We start from the raw sequence: 19,718 nt of genomic DNA on the forward strand, positions 1-19,718 counted from the left end.
TTCCGCGTTCAGCGGCTGTTCGGCAGGGAGAAGAACCGGGAGATGAGGCGGGCCACCAGGTTCAGCAGCATCACGAGGATGAACAGGGTGAGCGCCGCCGCCCAGGCCCGGTCCACGCCGAACTCCGGCCGCGCCCCGGGGATGCTGTACGAGTAGTAGGTGAAGACCGGCAGGGACGCCATCCGTCCGTCGAAGAGGTTCGTGTTGAGGGAGGTGGTGGCGCCGACGATGATCAACAGCGGGGCGGTCTCCCCGATCACCCGGGCGATCGACAGGGTGACCCCGGTGGCGATGCCCGGTGCGGCGGTACGCAGCACGACCCGCAGCACCGTGCGCCACTTCGGCACGCCGAGGGCGTACGACGCTTCCCGTAGCTCGTTCGGCACCAGTTTGAGCATCTCTTCGACCGAGCGGACCACGACCGGCACCATCAGCACCGACAGAGCGACCGCGCCGCCGATGCCGAACCGGATGCTCGGGCCGAAGAAGAGCGCGAAGAAGGCGAACGCGAAGAGGCCGGCGACGATGGACGGGATGCCGGTCATCACGTCGACCAGCAGGGTCACCCAGCGGGCGAGTCGGCCCTTGCCGTACTCCACCAGGTAGACGGCGCACATCACGCCGATCGGCACCGAGATGAGCGCGGCGGCTCCGGTGATCTGCAGGGTGCCGACGAGGGCGTGCAACGCGCCGCCGCCTTCACCGAGGACGCCCCGCATGTCGCTGCTGAGAAAGGTCCAGTCGAAACGGTTGACGCCGTTCTGGGTGACCGTGATCACCAGCGACAGCAACGGCAGCATGGCCAGCGCGAAGGCGATGGTGACCAGGGTCGTCACGAACCGGTCCTTGGCCCGGCGGCCGCCCTCGACCCGCCAGGAGACGCCGGTCAGGGCCACGACGGTGAGCAGCACGCCGAAAGCGATCGCCATCGGCATCGCCGACCCGAGGCTCAGCCCGCCGAGCAGCCCGACCGACAGGCCGACACCGGCCACCGTCCACGGTGCCCAGTTCGGCAGGACACCGGTGGTCAACGAGTTGGCTGCCGCCGCCTGAGGCGGGGTGATGGTGGTCATGCGTTCGCTCCCGAGAAGTCGCGCCGGCGGGCGACGACGGCCCGGGCGGCGAAGTTGACGATGAACGTCAGCACGAACAGCACCAGGCCGGAGGCGATCAGCGCGTTCACCGCCAGACCGCTGGACTCGGGGAAGTCCAGCGCGATGTTGGCTGCGATCGTGTTGCTGTTGACCGAGTCGATCAGGTTGATGGTGAAGACGTCGTACGCGGAGAGGATCATCGCGACCGCGAGCGTCTCACCGAGCGCTCGGCCGAGCCCGAGCATGCTGCCGCTGATGATGCCGGAGCGGCCGAACGGCAGCACGGTCATCCGGATCATCTCCCACCGGGTCGCCCCGAGGGCGAGCGACGCCTCTTCCTGCAGTCGAGGGGTCTGCAGGAAGACCTCGCGATTGACCGCCGTCATGATCGGCAGGATCATCACCGCTAGCACCAGCCCGGCGGTCAGCATGGTCCGGCCGGTCGTCGAGGTGGGACCGGCGAAGAGCGGGATGAAGCCGAGGTACTCCTCCAGCCAGCGGTACACCGGCACCAGTTGTGGGGCGAGGAAGGCGATGCCCCAGAGCCCGTAGACGACGCTGGGCACGGCAGCGAGCAGGTCGACCAGGTAGCCCAGGCCGGCGGCGATCCGGCGCGGCGCGTAGTGCGAGATGAACAGCGCGATGCCGATCGCCAGCGGAGTGGCGACCACCAGCGCGATCACCGCCGCGAGCACGGTGCCGAACAGGAGCGGGGCGACGTAGGAGAGGAATCCCTCGCCGCCGGGCAGGTCCTCGCCGTCGGCGACCAGGGCGGGAAAGCCCTCGTAGAGCAGGAACGCGGCGACGGCGGCGAGGGTGACGAGAATCAGGACGCCAGCGGCGACGGCGGCGCCAGTGAAGACCTGGTCACCGATCCGCTTGCCAGAACGGCTCGCCAACTGGTCCTCCTCGTCGGTCGGCGACTTGATCGGTGACGTGCCGCGCGGTGAGGTGCCGCCGGTCGGCGTGTCGCTCGGTGGGGTGCTGCTCTCGGCGGTGGCGGGCTTTGTCACGGATTACGCCTCCTCGGGCCGTGTCGTGACGGGTGCTACGGGATACACCGCAGGTCCGGACGGCCACCGGGTGACCCTCCGGACCTGCGGTCAGGTGCCAGACGTACTCAGCTTGGTCAGCCGACGGTGATCGCGTCGATGGCCGTCTGCGCCTGGGTACGCAGTTCGTCGGAGATCGGCGCGGAGCCGGCGTTGTCGGCCGCGGCCTGCTGGCCATCCTCGCTGATCAAGTAGTTGAAGAACGCCTTGACCAGGTCGACCCGCTCCTGGCTGTCGTAGTTGACGCAGGCCAGCTGGTAGGAGACCAGCACGATCGGGTAGACGCCGGCCTCGGTGGTGTCCCGGGGCAGGTCGATTGCGAAGCTGAACTCGGGGCGTCCGCTGACGGTCTCGGCGGCGTCCACGACCGCGGCTGCGGCCTCGGCCGAGTACTCGACGAAGCCCTCGCCGACCTGGACCGCGGCGACGCCGAGGTCGGTCGCCTGGGAGGCATCGATGTAGCCGATGGCGCCTTCACCGCTGCGCAGCGCGGCGGCCACCCCCTGGGTCTGGGCGGCGGCCTCCCCGGTCTGGGTCGGCCAGTCGCCGGAGACCTCGTACGGCCAGTCCGCCGGGGCGGCCTGGGACAGGTAGTCGACGAAGTTCTCGGTGGTGCCGGACTCGTCCGAGCGGTGCACGGCGGTGATGGTCAGATCGGGCAGTGTGGCGTCCGGGTTCAGCTCGGCGATCGCCGGGTCGTTCCAGTTGGTGATCTTGTTGTCGAAGATCTGGGCGATCACCGACGCCGACAGGTTCAGCGTCTCGACGCTCGGCAGGTTGTACGCCACGGCGATCGGGCTGATGTAGCCGGGGAACTCGATGAAGCCCTGCTCGCCGCAGGTCTCCAGCGCGGCCGCGATCTCCTCTTCCTTGAGGTAGGCGTCCGAACCGGCGAACTGGGCACCGCCGCTGGTGAACTGCTCGCGGCCACCGCCGGAGCCGATCGGGTCGTAGGTGACGGTCGCGTCGGGTGCCACCGAGGTGAATCCGGCGATCCAGGCCTCCATCGCGGCGCCCTGGGAGGAGGCGCCGGCGCCAGCGAGGTCGCCGCTGACCGAGCTCTCGGAGCCGGTGCCGGTCTCCGAGCCGTCGTCGCCGCACGCGGCCACGCCGAGGGTAAGCATGACGGCGACCGGCAGGGCGGCTAGCCGGAGGGACTTACGATTCACGGTGCGTTGCCTCTCTAAGGTCGGGTGGCGAGTCACCGCCCAGGGGTCGCGGGGGGCGAATTCACCGTCTCGAACGCCGAGGACGGTACGAGCCGTGGCTAAACTGACGACCGGAGCATGGTGAACAGAAGGTGAACGAGGGTTGTACGGTCACCGTTCAGGCTGAGTCGACGCTCGACTGTGACAAAGGTCGCCGCGCACCAGCCGCCACCGACGGGCCTGCTCGGTGGTGAGCCGGTAGGCGACCGCGCCGGAGCGTCCCGGCTCGGTCCGGGCGATCCGCTGCAACGGCAGGCCCCATTTGGGGTAGTCGTGGTAGGCCTTGACGATCCGGGTCAGGCCGCCCAGAGCGCCGATCACCTTGTCGACCGGGCTGCCGAGCTGCGCCGCGAGGTCGCCGACCGCCATGGTTTCGCCGGGGCTGCCGGAGAGCAGATCGAGGATCGCGAACACGGTCTGGTGGGTCCGGGACCGTCCCTGGGCGAACCGGCGCAGTTCCTCGATCGGCCATTCCTTGGGCTCGCGGGTGGCGGCGGACCGGTTCCGCCGCGCCGGCCTGGGGATCGGCCTGGGTCGCTGGTCGAGTTCCTCGATCAACCGGGCGATGTGGTCGACGTACTCGGCGGGCACGGCGAGGTGCACGAGGTCGCCACCACGCGACGGCGTACCACTCGCTGCTGAGGTTCCTGTTCGTGGAGCCATCTGTCCCGTCTGGTCACGGCGGGCAGGGAGCGCCCGGCAGCCTGGATCGCGTGCGCGCCAAAGTATCACCGCCCGGTAACGCAAGATCATCTATTGGCCGAGGGCTGCGCAGCAGGCGGCACAGGTGCGCTGCCGGGGTCAGCGCGACGGTACCGCGAAGGTGACCGTCCCATTGGGGTCGACCCACAGCTCCGGGGTGATCGCCGACGACGGATCCCGCCCCGCCGCAGCCGCGAACACCGCGGCCGGATCGGCACAGGCACCGATCTCGGCCAGCGTCACCCGGGTCGGCGGCAGCAGCTTCCACTGCCCGGCCGCCGCGCGCAGCTCGGCCGTCTGCGGCGTCGCCCAGACGGTCTGATCCGCCTCCCCCGACACGTCCCGGGTCAGCTGCCCGGTCGGCAGCAGCGCGGCGAAGAAGTACGTGTCGAATCGGCGCGGCTCGAACTCCGGGGTGATCCACCGACTCCACGCGGCCAACAGGTCCGAGCGCAGGGTCAACCGGCGCCGCCGCAGCAATTCGGCGAAGCTCGATGTACGGGCCAGCAACGCCTGGCGGTCGGCTTCCCAGTCCGGCCCGTCGACCGCCCCGACCACAGTGTCGCCGTCCGGGCCGGCCAGCAGCACTCCGGACTCCTCGAACACCTCGCGGACGGCGGCGCAGACCACCGTCTGGGCCTGCTCGGGCGAGCAGCCCAGCCTGGCCGCCCAAGCCGCCGGGTCCGGGCCGGCCCAGTCTAGATCGGTGCCCGCGTCGGACGGGTCGACGCCGCCACCGGGGAACGCGTACACCCCACCGAAGGCGACGGCCGCCACCCGCCGGATCAGGTAGACCTCGAAGCCAGGCCCGCTCGCTGCCGGCCGCAGCAGCAGTACGGTGGCCGCGACGCGCGGGGCGGCCGGAGACCGGCCGGCGGCGTAGAAGCGGCTGGCCTGCTCGGCCATCGCCTCTGGGACGGCGAACAGGTTGACCGCGGCGGTGACTTCCTCGTCGGGGGACACGCCGTGAGGGTAGGCCGCCGAAGGGGCCTCGGCCCACCCGCCCCGCCGGCAGTCGACCATTGGCGACTCACCTGCACCGGCCCCGACCGGTCGGCTAGCGTGCCGGGCATGACTCGTTGGGGAATTCTCGCCACCGGCGGCATCGCCGCCCGCTTCGTCGAAGACCTGCAGCTGCTGCCCGACGCCGAGGTGCTCGCGGTCGGCTCCCGCTCGGCGGCCAGCGCACAGGTGTTCGCCGACCGCTACGGCATTCCCCGGGCGTACGGATCCTGGGACGAGCTGGCCGCCGACGGCGAGATCGACGTCGTCTACGTCGCGACGCCGCACTCCGCACACCACGCCGCCACCATGACCTGCCTGGCGGCGGGTCGGGCGGTGCTGTGCGAGAAGCCGTTCACCCTCGACCTGGCGACCAGCACCGAGCTGGTCCAGACCGCCCGCGCCCGGGACGTCTTCCTGATGGAGGCCATGTGGATGCGGTGCAATCCGACCGTACGCAGGGTCCGCGAGCTGATCGACGACGGCGCGATCGGCGAGGTCGTCGCCGTACACGCCGATTTCGGGCTAGCCGGACCGTTCGCGCCGGACAGCCGGCTGCGCGACCCCGCGCTCGGCGGCGGCGCGCTACTCGACCTCGGGGTCTACCCGGTGAGCCTGGCGCACCTGATCCTCGGCCGGCCAGACTCGGTGCACTCCTGGGCCAGGCTGACCCCGGAGGGGGTGGATCAGAACACCGGCGTCCTGCTCGGCTACGACTCAGGCGCGGTGGCCGCGCTGACCTGTGGGCTTGTCGGGGCGACCCCGGTCGCGGCGACGATCACCGGTAGCGCCGGCCGGATCGGGCTGCCGGATCCGTTCTTCTGCCCGAGCGAGTTCACCATTTGCCGGGGCTCCGCCGACCCCGAGGTGGTCCGGGTCGTCGAGCCGGCCGGCAACGGCTACCAGTACGAGGCGGCCGAGGTCCAGCGGTGTCTGGCCGCCGGCCTGCGGGAGAGCCCGCTGGTGCCGCACGCGGTGACCCTCGAGGTCATGGAGTTGCTGGACACGATCCGCGGCCAGATCGGCGTCAGCTACAGCTGATCGGCCAGGTGACCGACGCGCCGACTCGGCCTGGCGGGTTGCAGCCGGCTTGACTCCGCCAGATACCTCAGCAATCATTGAGTCAATGAATACTGAGGCGGTTCCATCCGACGGTACGGCGTCGCAGTCCCCGCAGCTGCTGCGTCGCGCCCGGGTACACGCCGCCCTCGGCGATCCCGCCCGCCTCGCCATCGTCGACCTGCTCTGCCTCGGCGACGCCGCTCCCGGCGAGCTGGGTCGCCAGCTGGGGTTGCCCAGCAATCTCATCGCGCACCACGTCAAGGTGCTGCAGTCGGCCGGGCTGCTGCGCCGCACCCGATCCGAGGGCGATCGTCGCCGCAGCTACCTGCAACTGGCGCCGGAGGCCCTCGACGAGTTGACTCCCCCCGCGCTGCCGGCGGTGCGGCGGGTCGTCTTCGTCTGCACACACAACTCCGCGCGATCCCAGCTCGCGGCCGCCCTGTGGCGCAAGGCCGGCCCGACACCCGCCACCTCGGCCGGCACCAGGCCGGCCGCCCGGGTCCACCCGCGTGCGGTGGCGATCGCCGATCGTCGCGGGCTCGAGCTGGACCCCCGGCACACCGCCCACGTGGCCGACGTGATCGCCGATGGAGACCTGGTGATCGCCGTCTGCGACAACGCACACGAGGAGCTCACCGGCCCGAGCGCACCGGACCTGCACTGGTCGGTGCCGGATCCGGTCCGGCTCGACACCGACGCGGCGTTCGACGCCGCGTACGCAGACCTCGCCGGCCGGGTCGACCGGCTGGCGCCCGCCATCACCCCCGGAGACACCAATGGCTGATCTCGCCCAGGCTGTCCGGCCCGATCTGTCGATCGACCAGCAGCTCGCGCTGCGCACCGCTGCCACCCGGCTGGCCCGCGAATTCGACGGCACCTACAACTCCGAGACGATCGAACGGTTCCTGCTCTCCAGCTACGACCAGTTCGCGACCGGTAGCACCATCCCCAACTACCTGCCGCTGCTCGCCGAACGCTTCGCCCGGCAACGGCTGCAGGCGCTGGCCCGGGTCGAGGGTCTGCACTCCGACGGCCGACCGGTGGTGCTGTTCCTCTGCACCCACAACGCCGGCCGCAGCCAGATGGCGCTCGGCTTCCTCACCCAGCTGGCCGGCGACACGGTGGTCGCCTGGTCCGGCGGCAGCGAGCCCGGCCACCAGGTCAACCGGGCTGCGATCGCCGCGATGGCCGAACGCGGCATCGACATCTCCGGCGAGTACCCGAAGCCCTGGACCGACGAGGTCGTCCGAGCTGCCGACGTCGTCGTCACCATGGGCTGTGGGGACGCCTGCCCGGTCTTTCCCGGCACCCGGTACGAGAACTGGGAGCTGGACGACCCGGCCGGGCACGACCTCGACGCCGTACGCCCGATTCGCGACGAAGTCGAACGCCGGGTACGCCAACTCCTCGACGAGATTCAGACGCCGTCCGGCTGACCGTCCGTCCGTACCGCACACCGAGGGAAACCGGAGATCACGTGAACCCGATCGCACTCTGGCGCCGGCTGCTGGCCGAATTCGCCGGCACCGCCCTGCTGGTCACCTCGGTGGTCGGCTCGGGCGTGATGGCCCAGACCCTGTCGCCGGACGACGTCGGGCTTCAGCTACTGGAGAATTCGACCGCCACCGCGTTCGCGCTGGGCGCGCTGATCCTGATCTTCGGCCCGGTCTCGGGCGGGCATTTCAACCCGGTCGTCTCGGCCGCCGACTGGTTGCTCGGGCGGCGCAGCCGCACCGGCCTGACCCTGTCGGAGCTGACCGGCTACATCGCCGCCCAGACCAGCGGCGGCATCGCCGGGGCGATCCTGGCGAACCTGATGTTCGCACTGCCGGCGGTCACCCTGTCCACCACGGACCGGTCGGCGGGCAACCTGTGGCTCGGCGAGGTGGTCGCCACCGCCGGTCTGGTCCTGCTGGTCTTCGCGCTGGCCCGGTCGGGCCGGGCAAGCGCCGCACCGGCCGCGGTCGGTGCCTACATCGGTGCCGCCTACTGGTTCACCTCGTCGACGTCGTTCGCCAACCCGGCGGTCACCATCGGCCGTGGTTTCACCGACACCTTCGCCGGCATCGAGCCGGCCTCAATCCCCGCGTTCCTGGTCGCGCAGGTCATCGGGCTGGCCGTCGGTGTGGCGCTGCTGCTGGCGCTCTACCCCGGCGTCGGGCGCGCCGCCGACCAGGTCGTGGTGCCAGCTGAGCCGGCCGAGAAGGCTGAACCGGCCGCCGCCCGGCGTTGACCCGTCCCGACACGCCCCGACACCCCTGCGAAGGAAGAACGATGACCAAGCCCAGCGTGCTGTTCGTCTGCGTACACAATGCCGGTCGTTCCCAGATGGCCGCCGGTTGGCTGCGGCACCTCGGCGGTGACGCGGTCGAGGTCCGGTCCGCCGGGTCGGCGCCGGCTGAGACGATCAACCCGGCGGCGGTCGAGGCGATGCGCGAGGTCGGCATCGACATCACCGGCCAGACCCCGAAGAAGTTGGAGTGGGAGACCGCCGAGTCCTCGGACGTGATCGTCACGATGGGCTGCGGTGACGCCTGCCCGACGTTTCCCGGCAAGCGCTACGAGGACTGGGCACTGACCGACCCGGCCGGCAAGGGCGTCGAGGCGGTCCGCCCGATCCGCGACGAGATCCGGGAGCGCGTCGAGGCGCTGCTCGCCGAGCTCGTCCCGGCGGCCCGCCCGGTCCGCTGAGCTACGCGGCAGGCAGCCAGCTGACCCGGTCGGCCGGCGCGGTCAGCTGAACAGCGGGCGGACGGCGAAGTACATCAGCGCGCCGATGCTCCCCGCCGCAGGGAAGGTCAGCACCCAGGCACCGACGATGTTGCCGGCCACGTTCCAGCGCACCGCCGACAGCCGCTTCGTCACCCCGACGCCCATGATCGCCGAGGTGATGGTGTGGGTGGTGGAGATCGGTGCGCCGAGCACCAGGGCGTTGAAGTAGAGCACCGAGCTGGCGACGGCCTCGGCGGCGAAACCCTCCGGCGGGCGCAGATCGATGATCTTGCGACCGAGGGTACGGATGATCCGCCAGCCGCCGGCGTAGGTGCCCAGGGCCAGCACGGTCGCCGAGGTCCAGAAGACCCACTCGGGGATGGTCTCGGCGTCGGACTGGTAGCCGCCGACGTACAGGGCCAGCACCACGATGCCGATGGTCTTCGCGGCGTCCTGCATGCCGTGGCCGACCGACATGGCCGCCGCCGAGACCGACTGGGCGATCCGGAAGCCGCGGTTGAGCTTGCCCGGGTGGCCGTTGCGGAAGATCCACTGCACGGCGAGCATGACGAGAAAGCCGAGGACGAAGCCGACCAGTGGGGAGAGCACCATCGGCAGCAGGACGTCGCCGGCGATGCCGCCCCACAGCACGGTGCCCGAGGCCGCGATGGTCGAGCCGACCAGACCGCCGATCAGCGCGTGCGACGACGACGACGGCAGCCCGAAGTACCAGGTGATCAGGTTCCAGGTGATCGCGCCGATGACGCCGGCGAAGACGATGCCGAGGCTGGAGACCCCCGACGGCAGGTCGACCAGACCGCTGCCCACGGTCTTGGCCACCTCGGCACCGAAGTGGGCGCCGATGAAGTTGCCGATCGCGGCCATGATCAGGGCGATCCGTGGGGTGAGCGCCCGGGTGGAGATGCTGGTGGCGATGGCGTTCGCCGCGTCGTGGAAGCCGTTGGTGTAGTCGAAGACCATCGCGACGGCGATCACCGCGAGGACGGCGACGAGTTCGGGACTCACGCGGCTCAGGACTCCTTGACCGCGATGGTCTCGACGGTGTTCGCCACGTGCTCGAACGCGTCGCAGGCCGCCTCCAGCTCGTCGGCGACCTCCTTCATCTTCAGCACGGTGAGTGCGTCGTACTCGCCGGAGAAGAGGCGGACCAGCAGCATCCGGTACGCCCGGTCGCCCTCGTTCTCCAGCCGGTTGCACTCGATCCAGTAGTCCTCGAGGTTCTTCAGCGCCCGCAGCCGGGGCATCGCCTCGGCGGTGAGCCGGGCCTGCTGGTCGAGCACCGCGATCAGTTCGTGCATCTCCCGGGGCAGCGACGGCAGTTGGGTGAGCCCGTACAGGTAGAGCAGGCTGCCGACCGCTTCCAGGTGGTCCATCACGTCGTCGAGCTGGCTGCCGAGCCGGTAGATGTCCTCCCGGTCGAACGGGGTGATGAACGCTGAGTTGATCTTCTTGTAGAGGTCGTGGGTGATCTGGTCGCTGTCGTGCTCGACCTCGGTCAGCCGCTCACTGACCGACTGCACCTCCACGCCCGGCAGGGCGAGTTCGTTGAGCAGCTCGGTGCCCCGCACGAGGTTCTGCGCGGCTCTGGTGAAGAGTTCGTAAAAGGCGCCCTCGATCGGGCGGAAGGAGAACTTCACGTCGGCAGACCTCGTCCAGACGGCGGGAACAGGGTTGGCCACGGTAAACGATCCGTGGGCACTGGAGGGAATGCTAGGTGCCGAAGATTCGTGTCCGCCCGCGGCCTACCCTTGGCCACCTTCGAGTCAGCTGCCGTTCATCTTCCGTTTACCTGAGGTGTCACTCAGTAGCCGCGCCTGCTCCCGTCGTAGATCGAAATCGGCCGGCGGATAGGTCAACTCCAGATCGGCGAAGTGCTCCCGGAGCAGATGCGCCAATGCCCAGTCCCGGTACCACTTGCGGTCGGCCGGCAACACGTGCCACGGTGCCGCGTCGCTCGCACACCGACGCAGCGCCTCGGCGTACGCGGCCTGGTACTCCGGCCACTGGGCGCGGGCCGCGACGTCGCTCGGGTGGTACTTCCAGTGCTTCGTCGGATCGGTCAACCGGGACATCAACCGCACCCGCTGCTCCTCGTAGGAGATGTGCAGAAACACCTTGATCAGTACGAAACCGTCGTCGACCAGGCCGGCCTCGAACTCGTTGATCTCGTCGTACCGGGGCCGCCAGACGTCCTCGGGCACCAGCGAGTCGACCCGGACCACCAACACGTCCTCGTAATGTGACCGATCGAACACCCCGACGTACCCGGGGGCCGGCAACGCCCGCCGGACCCGCCAGAGGAAGTGGTGGTCGAGCTCCTCGGCGGTCGGCGCCCCGAAGGCCCGGATGTGCAGGCCGAGCGGGTTCATCGCACCGGCCACCCGCTTGACCGCACCGCCCTTGCCGCCGCAGTCCATCGCCTGCAGCACCAGCAGCACCCGCCGGGCGCTCGCCGGCGCCTTCACCGCCTGGGCGAACAGCATCTCCTGCTGGCGGGCCAGCCCGGCGCCGAGCCGGCGCACCTCGTCGCGCGCCCACGCCTTGCGGTCCGGGCCGGTGACCGGCAGCCCTGGCAGCCCCGGGGTCGACCTCGGGTCGATCGCGGCCAGGTCGACCGGCTGGCCGACGCCGATCCGCAGCAGCTCCCGGACAGGTACGTCGCTCAGCTCAGCAGTCATCCGACGATCATCGCCCAGGGGGCGGGCCGCTGCCCACCCGCCCAGCTACCGGCGCCGGGTCAGCCGGTCAGGAGACCGACGCGAGCCATTTTCGGTACGCCCCGGCGAACGGCTCGGTGCCGTCGCCGAGCGCGTCGAGCAGCCAGCGGGCGGCGGCCCAGGACGACTCGACCACGTCCTGCGGGTAGCCGTACCGGACCCGGTGCTCGGCGAACTCGTCCTCGTCGAGCAGCTCCACCAGGCCGGTCTCCCGACGTCGCACCACATCAAGATCAAGATCGATGATGTGTACGGTGGACTCGTCCTCCCAGCGCGCCGGGCTGGCGATGTCGCAGTAGACCTCACTGGTGCGCGGCGGCGGGTTGAACATGCAGGTCCACCACTGCTGACGCGGCACCAGCAAGACGAACGGGATCTGCTCCACCGACGGGCGACCGTGGTAGATCGACCTGGTGCCCCGGTCCACCCCCAGCCAGACACCGAGATCGTCCTCAGTCAACCGACGTGCCGGATAGTCCCGGTGGGCCGAGCCGTCGTACTTGCGATAGACCACCTGCACGACATCGCTCGACATGCTGGCACCCTAACCGATCGGAACCCGCCGACGGGCAACGTGCAGGTGACACCCGGTGCGCGCGGCGACCCGGATCGCCGATGCCAGGCAACCCGCTGTGGATAGCCGACCAGTCGCCGGCCGCGGTCGGTACCCTCACCCGGGTGACCCCTGCGACGACGACCAGCACCGCGCCCACCTCGGCGCCCGCACCACGGCCGGCCAGCCGGTCCGGCTCCGGCCGGCCCGACGCGGCAGAGCTGCTCGCCGCCGCCGTCGGCGCGGTCCCGGGCGGCGGCGACCGACCCGGCCAGCAGGAGATGACGGCGGCGATCGCCGAGGCGGTCCGCACCCGCACCCACCTGCTGGTGCAGGCCGGCACCGGCACCGGCAAGTCGCTGGCCTACCTGGCACCGGCGCTGACCGTCGACGGCCCGGTGGTGGTCTCCACCGCCACCCTCGCGTTGCAGTCCCAGCTCGTCGAGCACGACCTGCCCCGACTCGCCGACGCGGTCGAGCCGATCCTGCGCCGCCGGCCGACGTTCGCCGTACTCAAGGGTCGGCACCACTACCTCTGCCTGGCCCGGCTGGAGGGCTCCGCCGAGGAGGAGCCGGAGGACCTGTTCGACTCCTCCGGCGGCGGCAACGGCGGCGGCACCCAGTGGCTGGGTGCCGCCGGCCGGATCGGCAAGCAGGTGCAGCGGCTCAACGACTGGGCGATGGAGACCGACACCGGCGACCGCGACGAGCTGGATCCCGGCGTCGACGACCAGGTGTGGCGGCAGGTGTCGATGCCGGCCCGGGAGTGCGTCGGCGCCGGCCGCTGCCCGTACGGTGACGAATGTTTCGCCGAGGCGTCCCGGGCCCGGGCCCGGGAGGCCGACGTGGTGGTCACCAACCACAGCCTGCTCGCCGTCGACATGATCGCCGGCCGGCACATCGTGCCGCCGCACAAGCTGCTGATCATCGACGAGGCCCACGAACTGGCCGACCGGGTCTCGTCCGCCGCCCAGGCCGAACTCACCCCCGACGTGATCGACCGGGCCGGCCGCCGGGCCCGGCCGCTGTTGCAACCGGAGACCGCCGAGGCACTCGTCGAGGCCGGCGACGCCCTCGCCGTCGCCCTGGCCGAGACGCCGGCCGGGCGGCTGACCACCGGGTTGCCGCAGGTGCTGCACGAGGCCTGCACCCTGCTGGATTCGGCGACCCGGGCCGCACTGGACAAGATCGGCGATGTCAAGGCCGACGACCCGGACCCGGTGCGCAAACAGCAGGCCAAGGCGGCGCTCGACGAGCTGTCGACCACCGCGCAGCGGCTGCTCGAAGAGGCCGATCACGACGTGGCCTGGGTGGAGAAACCGGACGGTCCGGCCGCCGGCCGCCGGGCGCTGGTCGTCGCGCCGCTGTCGGTCGCCGGCACCTTGGCCACCCACCTGTACGAGGAACGGACCGTGGTGGCGACCTCGGCGACGCTGGCGTTGGGCGGCCGGTTCGACACCGTCGCCCGCTCGCTGGGCCTGGAGACCGTCGGCCCGGTTCCGGCCGACGTCGCCGGGCAGCCAACGGCCAAGACCACCCCGTCGGCGGCCAAGGCTGCGAAGAACCCGCCACCGGTCATGATCACCCCTGAGGACCTGTCCTGGCGGGCACTCGACGTCGGTTCCCCGTTCGACTACCCCAAGCAGGGCATCCTGTACGTCGCCGCGCACCTGCCCCGACCGACCGTCTCCGGGCTGCCGGCCCAGGCCGGAGAGGAGTTGCTGTCGCTGATCGGCACGCTCGGCGGGCGTACCCTCGGCTTGTTCTCCTCCCGGCGGGCCGCGCAGCAGGCCGCGGAGCTGGTCCGGGCGCGGACCGGGCTGACCGTGCACGTACAGGGTGAGCAGGCGCTGCCGCTACTGGTCCGCCGGTTCCGGGAGGACCGGGCCAGCTGCCTGTTCGGGGTGATGTCGCTCTGGCAGGGCGTGGACGTGCCCGGCGACGCCTGCCAACTGGTGGTGATCGACCGGCTGCCGTTCCCCCGGCCGGACGAGCCGTTGGCCGCCGCCCGCGCCGCCGCCGTGGACGCCACCGGCGGCTCCGGCTTCGCCGCGGTCAGCGTGCCGATCGCGGCGATCCGGCTGGCCCAGGGCGCCGGCCGGCTGATCCGCTCCGCCGGGGACCGGGGTGTGGTCGCGGTGCTCGACTCCCGGCTGGAGACCGCCCGGGGCTACGGCGCGTTCATGCGCCGGTCGTTGCCGCCGTTCTGGTACACCACCCGGCCGGAGGTGGTCCACGGCGCGTTGCGTCGGCTGGCAGGCAGCTGACGCTCACGACGGGGTCGAGGTGACCACCACGGCCTCGGGCGGGGACGATGGCGGCCCGGCGACGTGCCGCCGCCGGGCGAGCCGACGCACCGCCGTGTTGAGCACCGCGATCAGCGGTACGGCGACCAGCGCGCCGACGATGCCGGCCAGCACCACACCGGCGGTCACCGCCAGCACCACCGCCAACGGGTGGATCGCCACCGCCCTGCCCATGATCAACGGTTGGAGTACGTTTCCCTCCAGTTGCTGCACCCCGATGACCACCCCCAGGATGATCAACGCGGTGACCCAGCCGCTGTCGACCAGCGCCACCAGGATCGCCACGATGCCGGACAGCGTCGCACCGATGATCGGGATGAACGCGCTGAGGAACACCAGCGCGGCGAGCGCGAACGCGAACGGAATGTCGAACAGCACCAGGAAGATGCCGATGCCCACCGCGTCGATGAAGGCCACCAGCACGGTGGCCCGGACGTAGGCGACCAGCGTCATCCAGGAGGCGCGCCCGGCGTCGTCGACGCGCCAGCGGGCAGCGGTCGGGAACAACCCGACGATGAACCGCCAGATCCGTTGACCGTCCCGGAGAAAGAAGAAGGTGGCGAACAGCACCAGCAACGCACCGGTGAACAGTTCCACGACCGTACCGGCGGTGGAGACCGCCCCGCTGGTCAACGTCTGAGTGTTCTCGTTGATCCAGTTCTGGCCGGCGTCGATGTACTCGTCGAGTTGTCCGTCGGACACCTTCAGCGGGCCGGTGCGCAGCCATTCCTGAATCTGCCCGATGCCATCCTGTGCCTTGACGCTCAGGTCCGGCAGGCCGGTGATGAACTCGTTGACGACCATCGTGAGCGTGCCGATGACCCCGGCCAGGCCGGCGATCAACACCACGGCGGTGGACAGGGTCCGGGGCATCCGGACACGCAGCAGCCAGCCCACCGCCGGTGCCAGCAGCGCAGCGAGCAGCAATGCCACCAGCAGCGGGATCACGACGATCCGAACGCTGCCGATGACCCGCAGCAGCGCCCAACCGAGGAGGCCGATGACGATCAGGCGCCACGACCAGGCGGCGGCGATCCGCAGTGCGTGCGGCACGTCCGCGTCATCGCGGCTCGTGGTCGACAGGTGGCCATCGCCCGGTGGCGGGACGTCCTCCACCAACTCGTCGCTCAACGAGTCGAGATCGTCACCGTTGCCGGCGCGCGCACCCCGGCGGGACCGCTCCCGGTCGCGCGCGGCGCGCACCGAATCGCGACCGGCCTGGTACGCCTGACGCAGCCGCCGCCTCATCTGCTGAACCCGGCTCAAGCGCACCTCCGTGGAGTGTTGGTCCGTATACGGTAACGGTCCGCAGCGACCCGCAGGACCTGCGCAGACCCTGAACTGTCCCCCATGTGCCCAACGCCACCAGCGGCCAACCATCAGGCGGGATGACGGCAACCACCGGGGGCCGGCCGGCCGCCACCACGCGGTACGGTTCGGGCGTGACCACCGCCGACGCACCGCACGACAACGGACTGCCGATTCGCCTGCTACATGACCGGGTGCTGGTCAAGTTGGAGGGCAACGAGGGCGAGCGCCGATCCATGGCCGGCATCGTCATCCCGGCCACCGCCTCCGTCGGTAAACGGCTGTCCTGGGCGACGGCCGTCGGGGTCGGGCCGAACGTGCGTTCCATCGTCACCGGTGACCGGGTGCTGTTCGACCCGGAGGAACGCTCCGAGGTCGAGCTGCAGGGCCGCGACTACGTACTGCTGCGCGAGCGCGACGTCCATGCGCTGGCCGCCCGCCGGGTCGAGAACGACTCCACCGGCCTCTACCTCTGACCCGCCTTCTGCCAAAGCACCCTGCCGATGATCCACTGCGCCTCATCGACTCGAAACGCCAAGCGCCGGTCAGCTGACGCGCATCCGATCACGCGTAGTTCGGTCAGCCTGGATCGGCCAACCCTCGGCAGTTCCCACTGATCAGGTCGCTTCCTCTGCCCCTGCTCGTTCCTGGCGGAATTGTTCGAGCGTGGCGATGTCGGATGCGACATCCGGGTGGTCGACCTGGCGGTCAAGATCGACGACGAGTTCGAGCTCGCCGATTGCTTCGTCGAGATTCCCTTCCGCCCGGTGGATCATCGCGATGTTGTACCGGGCGGTCGCTTCGACGGCACGGTCACCGACCTCCCGCCGGATGGGCAGGGCCTGCTCGTGGCAGGTCAGCGCCTGCTGCCAATCCCCCAACCCGTCATACACGCCACCGATCTCGTTCAAGGTGGTCTGACATTCCGCGAGCTGACCTTGGCTGCAATATGGATGAAGTTGATCAGGCTTCACGACTATTGGCGGTCCTGGATGGTGGCGGGTACGCGGAGTACCGTCTGGTGTGGTGGTGCGCCGGGTTTGTGGACTGGTGTGCCGCGTCCAGGCCGTTGACGGGGAAGGGCTACCCGATGGCCACCATCGGCGACAACATCGCGCAGTTCAGGCGCCGGAAGTCGATCACTCAGGAGCAGCTCGCGGCGGCGGCCGGGGTCAGCATCGAGACGATCCGGAAGCTGGAGACGAATCAGCGTACGACGCCTCGGATCGCGGCGTTGCATGCGATCGCGCGTGCGTTGGGGGTGCCGACGACCACGCTGCTCGGGGATGCGAGCACTGGGGCGGCGCGCCGGGAGCCGGGTCATCGTCCGTTGGCGTTGCTCGATCTGCGTCGGGTGTTGATCCCCGCGCGTGGTCCGGCCGGGTACATCGCTGACGAGGTGCCTGCGTTGCCGGCGGCGGGTGTGCCGGGTCGGTTGGCCGAGGCGGACCGCGCCTACCACCGGGGCGACTACGCCGCCGCGTTGGCCGTGCTGCCACCGCTGATCGCCGGAGCCCGGCACGCCGCCGAGAACGCAGACGACGCAGCCGGGCCGGACGCGTACCGGTCGTTGGCCCGCACCTATGACCTGACTTGCAGTGTGCTGATCCAGGTGCGTGCGGTCGACCTCGCCTACCAGGCGGTGACTGCCGCGCAGGACGCTGCCGCGTCCGCCGGGGACGAGCTGCTCAGCGCGACGACGGTCAAGCGCATGTCATGGCTGCTGCTGCGCCAGGGCCGGCTTGTCGATGCGGAGCGGCTGGCGATCACCACCGCTGACCGGATCGAGCCCCGGTTTTCCCGCGCTACTCCTGACGAGCTGGCGGCATGGGGCTGGCTGATGGTAGCCGCAGCTGCTGCTACCGCCCGCGACAATCGGCCGGACGATGCTGTCGCCCAGCTCGACGCGGCGGCGGCTGCGGCGGCCCGGCTGGGCAGCCGGCCGGTGAGCATTGATCAACTGACCATCGTTGGCGGGATGCGGTCGAGCATGGTCGACATGATGCGGGCCGAGGCGGCGGCGGTCGGTGGCGAGCCGCGCCGAGTGCTCGACCTGGCGGCCAACGTCAGTCGTAGCGGTGTCGAGAAGACGACGTGGCGGCGGCACCGACTCGACGTCGCCCGAGCCCACACCGAGCTGCGCGACTGGTCGGCGGCGACGGCGGTGCTCAGCGAGCTTGCCGCCGACGCTCCAGTGTGGCTGCGGCACCAGCGGTACGCCCGAGACACCGTACGCATGATCACCACCAGTCGACGCCGGGCAATGGGGCACGAACTGGCGGCGCTCGCGGCGTTGATGGATGGTCAAGCTGCCTGACCTGGGTAACCGGCACCAGGCGTACCGGTTTCGGGGTGTGTCGAACAACCGGCACGACCCAGGCATTCACTCTGAGTGATCAACTCGGCATCCTTCTACGTAGGACGGCGGTGCCGGGTCCCGCACCATCACACCGGCGGAACAGTGCCCGGCCCACCGTCCGCTCAGCTGGGCCCGACGTGTACCCGTGATCGCCTTCCCGCGTCGGGCCCGTCTGCGGCGGCGGCTCGGGGTTGACGTGGTGTGTGCGGTGTGTCTGGACGGGACGCCGTGGCCGTGCCCGCCGGGGCGGACGCAGTTGGCGGAGGCGTACGTGGGTGAGCCGATTGCGTTGTCGGTCGACGTCGCGGAGTTGCTGCCGTTGGCGGTCGAGGAGGCCGGCATCACGGATCCGCACGAGTTGTACGAACGGTTCGTGTCCTGGACCTGGATCGACGCGGGTGGGCGGCGATGAGTGTGGCAGCGAGCGCGTCGACTGGGCGGCGGGTTGCCCTGTGGCGGGTGCGGCGGCGGATGACGCGGCAGGTGTTCGCCGATCGGATCGGCCGGTCGAAGAGCTGGGTGGAGAAGGTGGAGCGGGGTGCCCGCCGGTTGGACCGGTTCTCGCTGATTCAGCAGGTCGCCGAGGTGTTGCGGGTCGACCCGGCCGAACTGCTCGGCACTGACCGTCCGTCGGAGACCGACAAGGCGGCGGGCGGTGTGCAGGCGGTCCGGGCGGCGTTGGCCTGCTACGACGTGTTCGCCACCGCCACCGGCGCACCGATAGCGGCGGAGGAGGTGGGGCGGCGGGTGGAGCACGCCTGGTCGACGTACCGACACGGAGATCATCCACGGCTGTTGCGGATGGTGCCGGGTCTGCTGGACGCCGCACGACAGCTGCACGCGGTGCGGGGTGAGCACGGGGTGGTGCTGCTGGTGCAGGCGTACCGGGTCACGGCGCTGGTGCTGGTGAAGGTCGGCGAAGCAGACCTGGCGTGGTTGGCGGCCGACCGGGCACTCGCCACCGCCGGCAACGATCGGCTGCTGGCGGCGTCGGCGGTGGTGCCACTTGGGCAGGCGCTACGTGGGCTGGGCCAAGGGCGGCTGGCGATGGCGGCGGCGACAGTGCTGGTGCCGGTGAACTGCTCCGGCAGGCGGTCGAGGTCGCCCGGCAGGTCGGCGACGGGCAGGACTACCGGCAGGCGAGCTTCGGCCCGGCCGCGGTCGACTGCGCCCAGGTGACGGCCGCCGTGGCGCTCGACGACCCCGCCGACGCCGTCGACCGGCATGCGGCGATCGTCCGGCGCGACGGCTGGCTACGGCTACCCGCCGAACACCGGGCCGCGTACCTGATCGACGCCGCACGGGCACACCTCGACACCGGTGACCTGGCGGCGGCGGGCCGGTGGCTCGTCGAAGCCGACCGCGTCGCACCGGCCGAGATCCACTGCCGGCCCTCCGCGCGTACCGTCGTGGCTGAGATCGCCCGCAGCGGACCGCAAGCGGCCGGCGTCGCCCGACTGGCGACGGCCTCGGCCTGACCCGCTGACACCCCACCCACTACCCGGACCCCGATTTGGTCTGATCCCCTTGAGGGATTTTGATCCCCCAACGGACCCTGATGGCTTATTCGGCCGTGTACCCGTCTCCTTTGGTGGGTCAGTAGGGTTGTGTGGTCATGTCGA

At 70.6% G+C, this 19,718-nt stretch carries 22 protein-coding genes; 11 read left to right on the plus strand and 11 right to left on the minus strand.

From position 1 onward, the window contains the following. Positions 1-8: 8 nt before the first annotated feature. From pstA to ACFHVL_RS23345, 5 genes are all read right to left on the minus strand, one after another. Positions 9-1,073: a phosphate ABC transporter permease PstA gene (gene pstA / locus ACFHVL_RS23325; RefSeq protein ID WP_416630561.1), complete on the minus strand. Its 1,065-nt coding sequence runs from the start codon at positions 1,071-1,073 to the stop codon at positions 9-11. Further along, on the minus strand, positions 1,070-2,107 hold the full coding sequence (pstC, locus tag ACFHVL_RS23330; RefSeq protein ID WP_416630562.1) for a phosphate ABC transporter permease subunit PstC: 1,038 nt from the start codon (positions 2,105-2,107) through the stop codon (positions 1,070-1,072). The genes pstA and pstC overlap by 4 nt, the downstream gene beginning before the upstream one ends. Before the next feature lie 116 nt (positions 2,108-2,223). After that, positions 2,224-3,315 carry a phosphate ABC transporter substrate-binding protein PstS gene (gene pstS, locus ACFHVL_RS23335; RefSeq protein ID WP_416630563.1) on the minus strand — a complete coding sequence of 364 codons (1,092 nt, stop codon included), beginning with the start codon at positions 3,313-3,315 and terminating at the stop codon, positions 2,224-2,226. Positions 3,316-3,465: 150 nt separating this feature from the next. Beyond that, positions 3,466-3,957: a hypothetical protein gene (locus ACFHVL_RS23340; protein WP_416630564.1), complete on the minus strand. Its 492-nt coding sequence runs from the start codon at positions 3,955-3,957 to the stop codon at positions 3,466-3,468. A gap of 198 nt (positions 3,958-4,155) precedes the next feature. Next, positions 4,156-4,962: an NUDIX hydrolase gene (locus ACFHVL_RS23345; RefSeq protein WP_416630585.1), complete on the minus strand. Its 807-nt coding sequence runs from the start codon at positions 4,960-4,962 to the stop codon at positions 4,156-4,158. A gap of 165 nt (positions 4,963-5,127) precedes the next feature. Between ACFHVL_RS23345 and ACFHVL_RS23350 the strand changes: the two genes are divergently transcribed. The 5 genes from ACFHVL_RS23350 (at position 5,128) to ACFHVL_RS23370 (ending at position 8,811) form a co-directional block, all read left to right on the plus strand. After that, the gene (locus ACFHVL_RS23350) at positions 5,128-6,099 is read left to right on the plus strand and encodes a Gfo/Idh/MocA family protein (RefSeq protein ID WP_416630565.1); all 972 of its coding nucleotides are present in this window, start codon (positions 5,128-5,130) and stop codon (positions 6,097-6,099) included. Positions 6,100-6,184: 85 nt separating this feature from the next. Beyond that, entirely contained in the window at positions 6,185-6,904 is a 720-nt protein-coding gene (locus tag ACFHVL_RS23355) for a helix-turn-helix domain-containing protein (protein WP_416630566.1), read from the plus strand. Next, a complete protein-coding gene (locus tag ACFHVL_RS23360) occupies positions 6,897-7,556 on the plus strand; it encodes an arsenate reductase ArsC (protein WP_416630567.1) in 660 nt (219 codons plus the stop codon). Before ACFHVL_RS23355 ends, ACFHVL_RS23360 begins: the two co-directional genes overlap by 8 nt. A 41-nt stretch (positions 7,557-7,597) precedes the next feature. Beyond that, positions 7,598-8,353 (plus strand): aquaporin, encoded by a 756-nt coding sequence (locus tag ACFHVL_RS23365; protein ID WP_416630568.1) that lies wholly within the window; start codon positions 7,598-7,600, stop codon positions 8,351-8,353. 41 nt (positions 8,354-8,394) lie between these two features. After that, complete coding sequence (locus tag ACFHVL_RS23370; protein WP_416630569.1) at positions 8,395-8,811, plus strand: arsenate reductase ArsC; 417 nt, start codon at positions 8,395-8,397, stop codon at positions 8,809-8,811. Between the two features lie 42 nt (positions 8,812-8,853). Here ACFHVL_RS23370 and ACFHVL_RS23375 read toward each other — a convergent pair whose 3' ends face one another. The 4 genes from ACFHVL_RS23375 to ACFHVL_RS23390 form a co-directional block, all read right to left on the minus strand. Continuing rightward, positions 8,854-9,858 carry an anion permease gene (locus ACFHVL_RS23375; RefSeq protein ID WP_416630570.1) on the minus strand — a complete coding sequence of 335 codons (1,005 nt, stop codon included), beginning with the start codon at positions 9,856-9,858 and terminating at the stop codon, positions 8,854-8,856. A 5-nt stretch (positions 9,859-9,863) separates the two neighbouring features. Next, positions 9,864-10,490 (minus strand): DUF47 domain-containing protein, encoded by a 627-nt coding sequence (locus ACFHVL_RS23380; RefSeq protein ID WP_416630571.1) that lies wholly within the window; start codon positions 10,488-10,490, stop codon positions 9,864-9,866. Positions 10,491-10,616: 126 nt separating this feature from the next. After that, positions 10,617-11,531, minus strand: a complete 915-nt coding sequence (locus ACFHVL_RS23385; RefSeq protein WP_416630572.1) for a PPK2 family polyphosphate kinase — start codon at positions 11,529-11,531, stop codon at positions 10,617-10,619. A gap of 67 nt (positions 11,532-11,598) precedes the next feature. Continuing rightward, positions 11,599-12,105: a DUF402 domain-containing protein gene (locus ACFHVL_RS23390; RefSeq protein ID WP_416630573.1), complete on the minus strand. Its 507-nt coding sequence runs from the start codon at positions 12,103-12,105 to the stop codon at positions 11,599-11,601. A gap of 143 nt (positions 12,106-12,248) precedes the next feature. Here ACFHVL_RS23390 and ACFHVL_RS23395 point away from each other — a divergent pair, with 143 nt between their 5' ends. Next, positions 12,249-14,390 carry an ATP-dependent DNA helicase gene (locus tag ACFHVL_RS23395; protein WP_416630574.1) on the plus strand — a complete coding sequence of 714 codons (2,142 nt, stop codon included), beginning with the start codon at positions 12,249-12,251 and terminating at the stop codon, positions 14,388-14,390. A gap of 3 nt (positions 14,391-14,393) precedes the next feature. Here the strand turns inward: ACFHVL_RS23395 and ACFHVL_RS23400 are convergent, their stop codons facing one another. Continuing rightward, complete coding sequence (locus ACFHVL_RS23400; RefSeq protein WP_416630575.1) at positions 14,394-15,809, minus strand: AI-2E family transporter; 1,416 nt, start codon at positions 15,807-15,809, stop codon at positions 14,394-14,396. Positions 15,810-15,871: 62 nt separating this feature from the next. Between ACFHVL_RS23400 and ACFHVL_RS23405 the strand changes: the two genes are divergently transcribed. Continuing rightward, positions 15,872-16,213 carry a GroES family chaperonin gene (locus ACFHVL_RS23405; RefSeq protein ID WP_416630576.1) on the plus strand — a complete coding sequence of 114 codons (342 nt, stop codon included), beginning with the start codon at positions 15,872-15,874 and terminating at the stop codon, positions 16,211-16,213. A 141-nt stretch (positions 16,214-16,354) separates the two neighbouring features. Here the strand turns inward: ACFHVL_RS23405 and ACFHVL_RS23410 are convergent, their stop codons facing one another. Beyond that, on the minus strand, positions 16,355-16,711 hold the full coding sequence (locus tag ACFHVL_RS23410) for a tetratricopeptide repeat protein (RefSeq protein ID WP_416630577.1): 357 nt from the start codon (positions 16,709-16,711) through the stop codon (positions 16,355-16,357). 116 nt (positions 16,712-16,827) lie between these two features. Here ACFHVL_RS23410 and ACFHVL_RS23415 point away from each other — a divergent pair, with 116 nt between their 5' ends. The 4 genes from ACFHVL_RS23415 (at position 16,828) to ACFHVL_RS23430 (ending at position 19,574) form a co-directional block, all read left to right on the plus strand. Then, positions 16,828-18,054, plus strand: coding sequence for a helix-turn-helix domain-containing protein (locus tag ACFHVL_RS23415; protein ID WP_416630578.1), 1,227 nt, complete (start codon positions 16,828-16,830; stop codon positions 18,052-18,054). Positions 18,055-18,367: 313 nt separating this feature from the next. Next, positions 18,368-18,508 (plus strand): hypothetical protein, encoded by a 141-nt coding sequence (locus tag ACFHVL_RS23420; protein ID WP_416630579.1) that lies wholly within the window; start codon positions 18,368-18,370, stop codon positions 18,506-18,508. After that, positions 18,505-19,275, plus strand: a complete 771-nt coding sequence (locus ACFHVL_RS23425) for a helix-turn-helix domain-containing protein (protein ID WP_416630580.1) — start codon at positions 18,505-18,507, stop codon at positions 19,273-19,275. Before ACFHVL_RS23420 ends, ACFHVL_RS23425 begins: the two co-directional genes overlap by 4 nt. A gap of 8 nt (positions 19,276-19,283) precedes the next feature. Then, the gene (locus tag ACFHVL_RS23430; RefSeq protein WP_416630581.1) at positions 19,284-19,574 is read left to right on the plus strand and encodes a hypothetical protein; all 291 of its coding nucleotides are present in this window, start codon (positions 19,284-19,286) and stop codon (positions 19,572-19,574) included. Positions 19,575-19,718 lie beyond the last annotated feature (144 nt).

This window comes from Micromonospora sp. LOL_023 (genome assembly GCF_048060115.1).
Lineage (GTDB): Bacteria > Actinomycetota > Actinomycetes > Mycobacteriales > Micromonosporaceae > Micromonospora_E.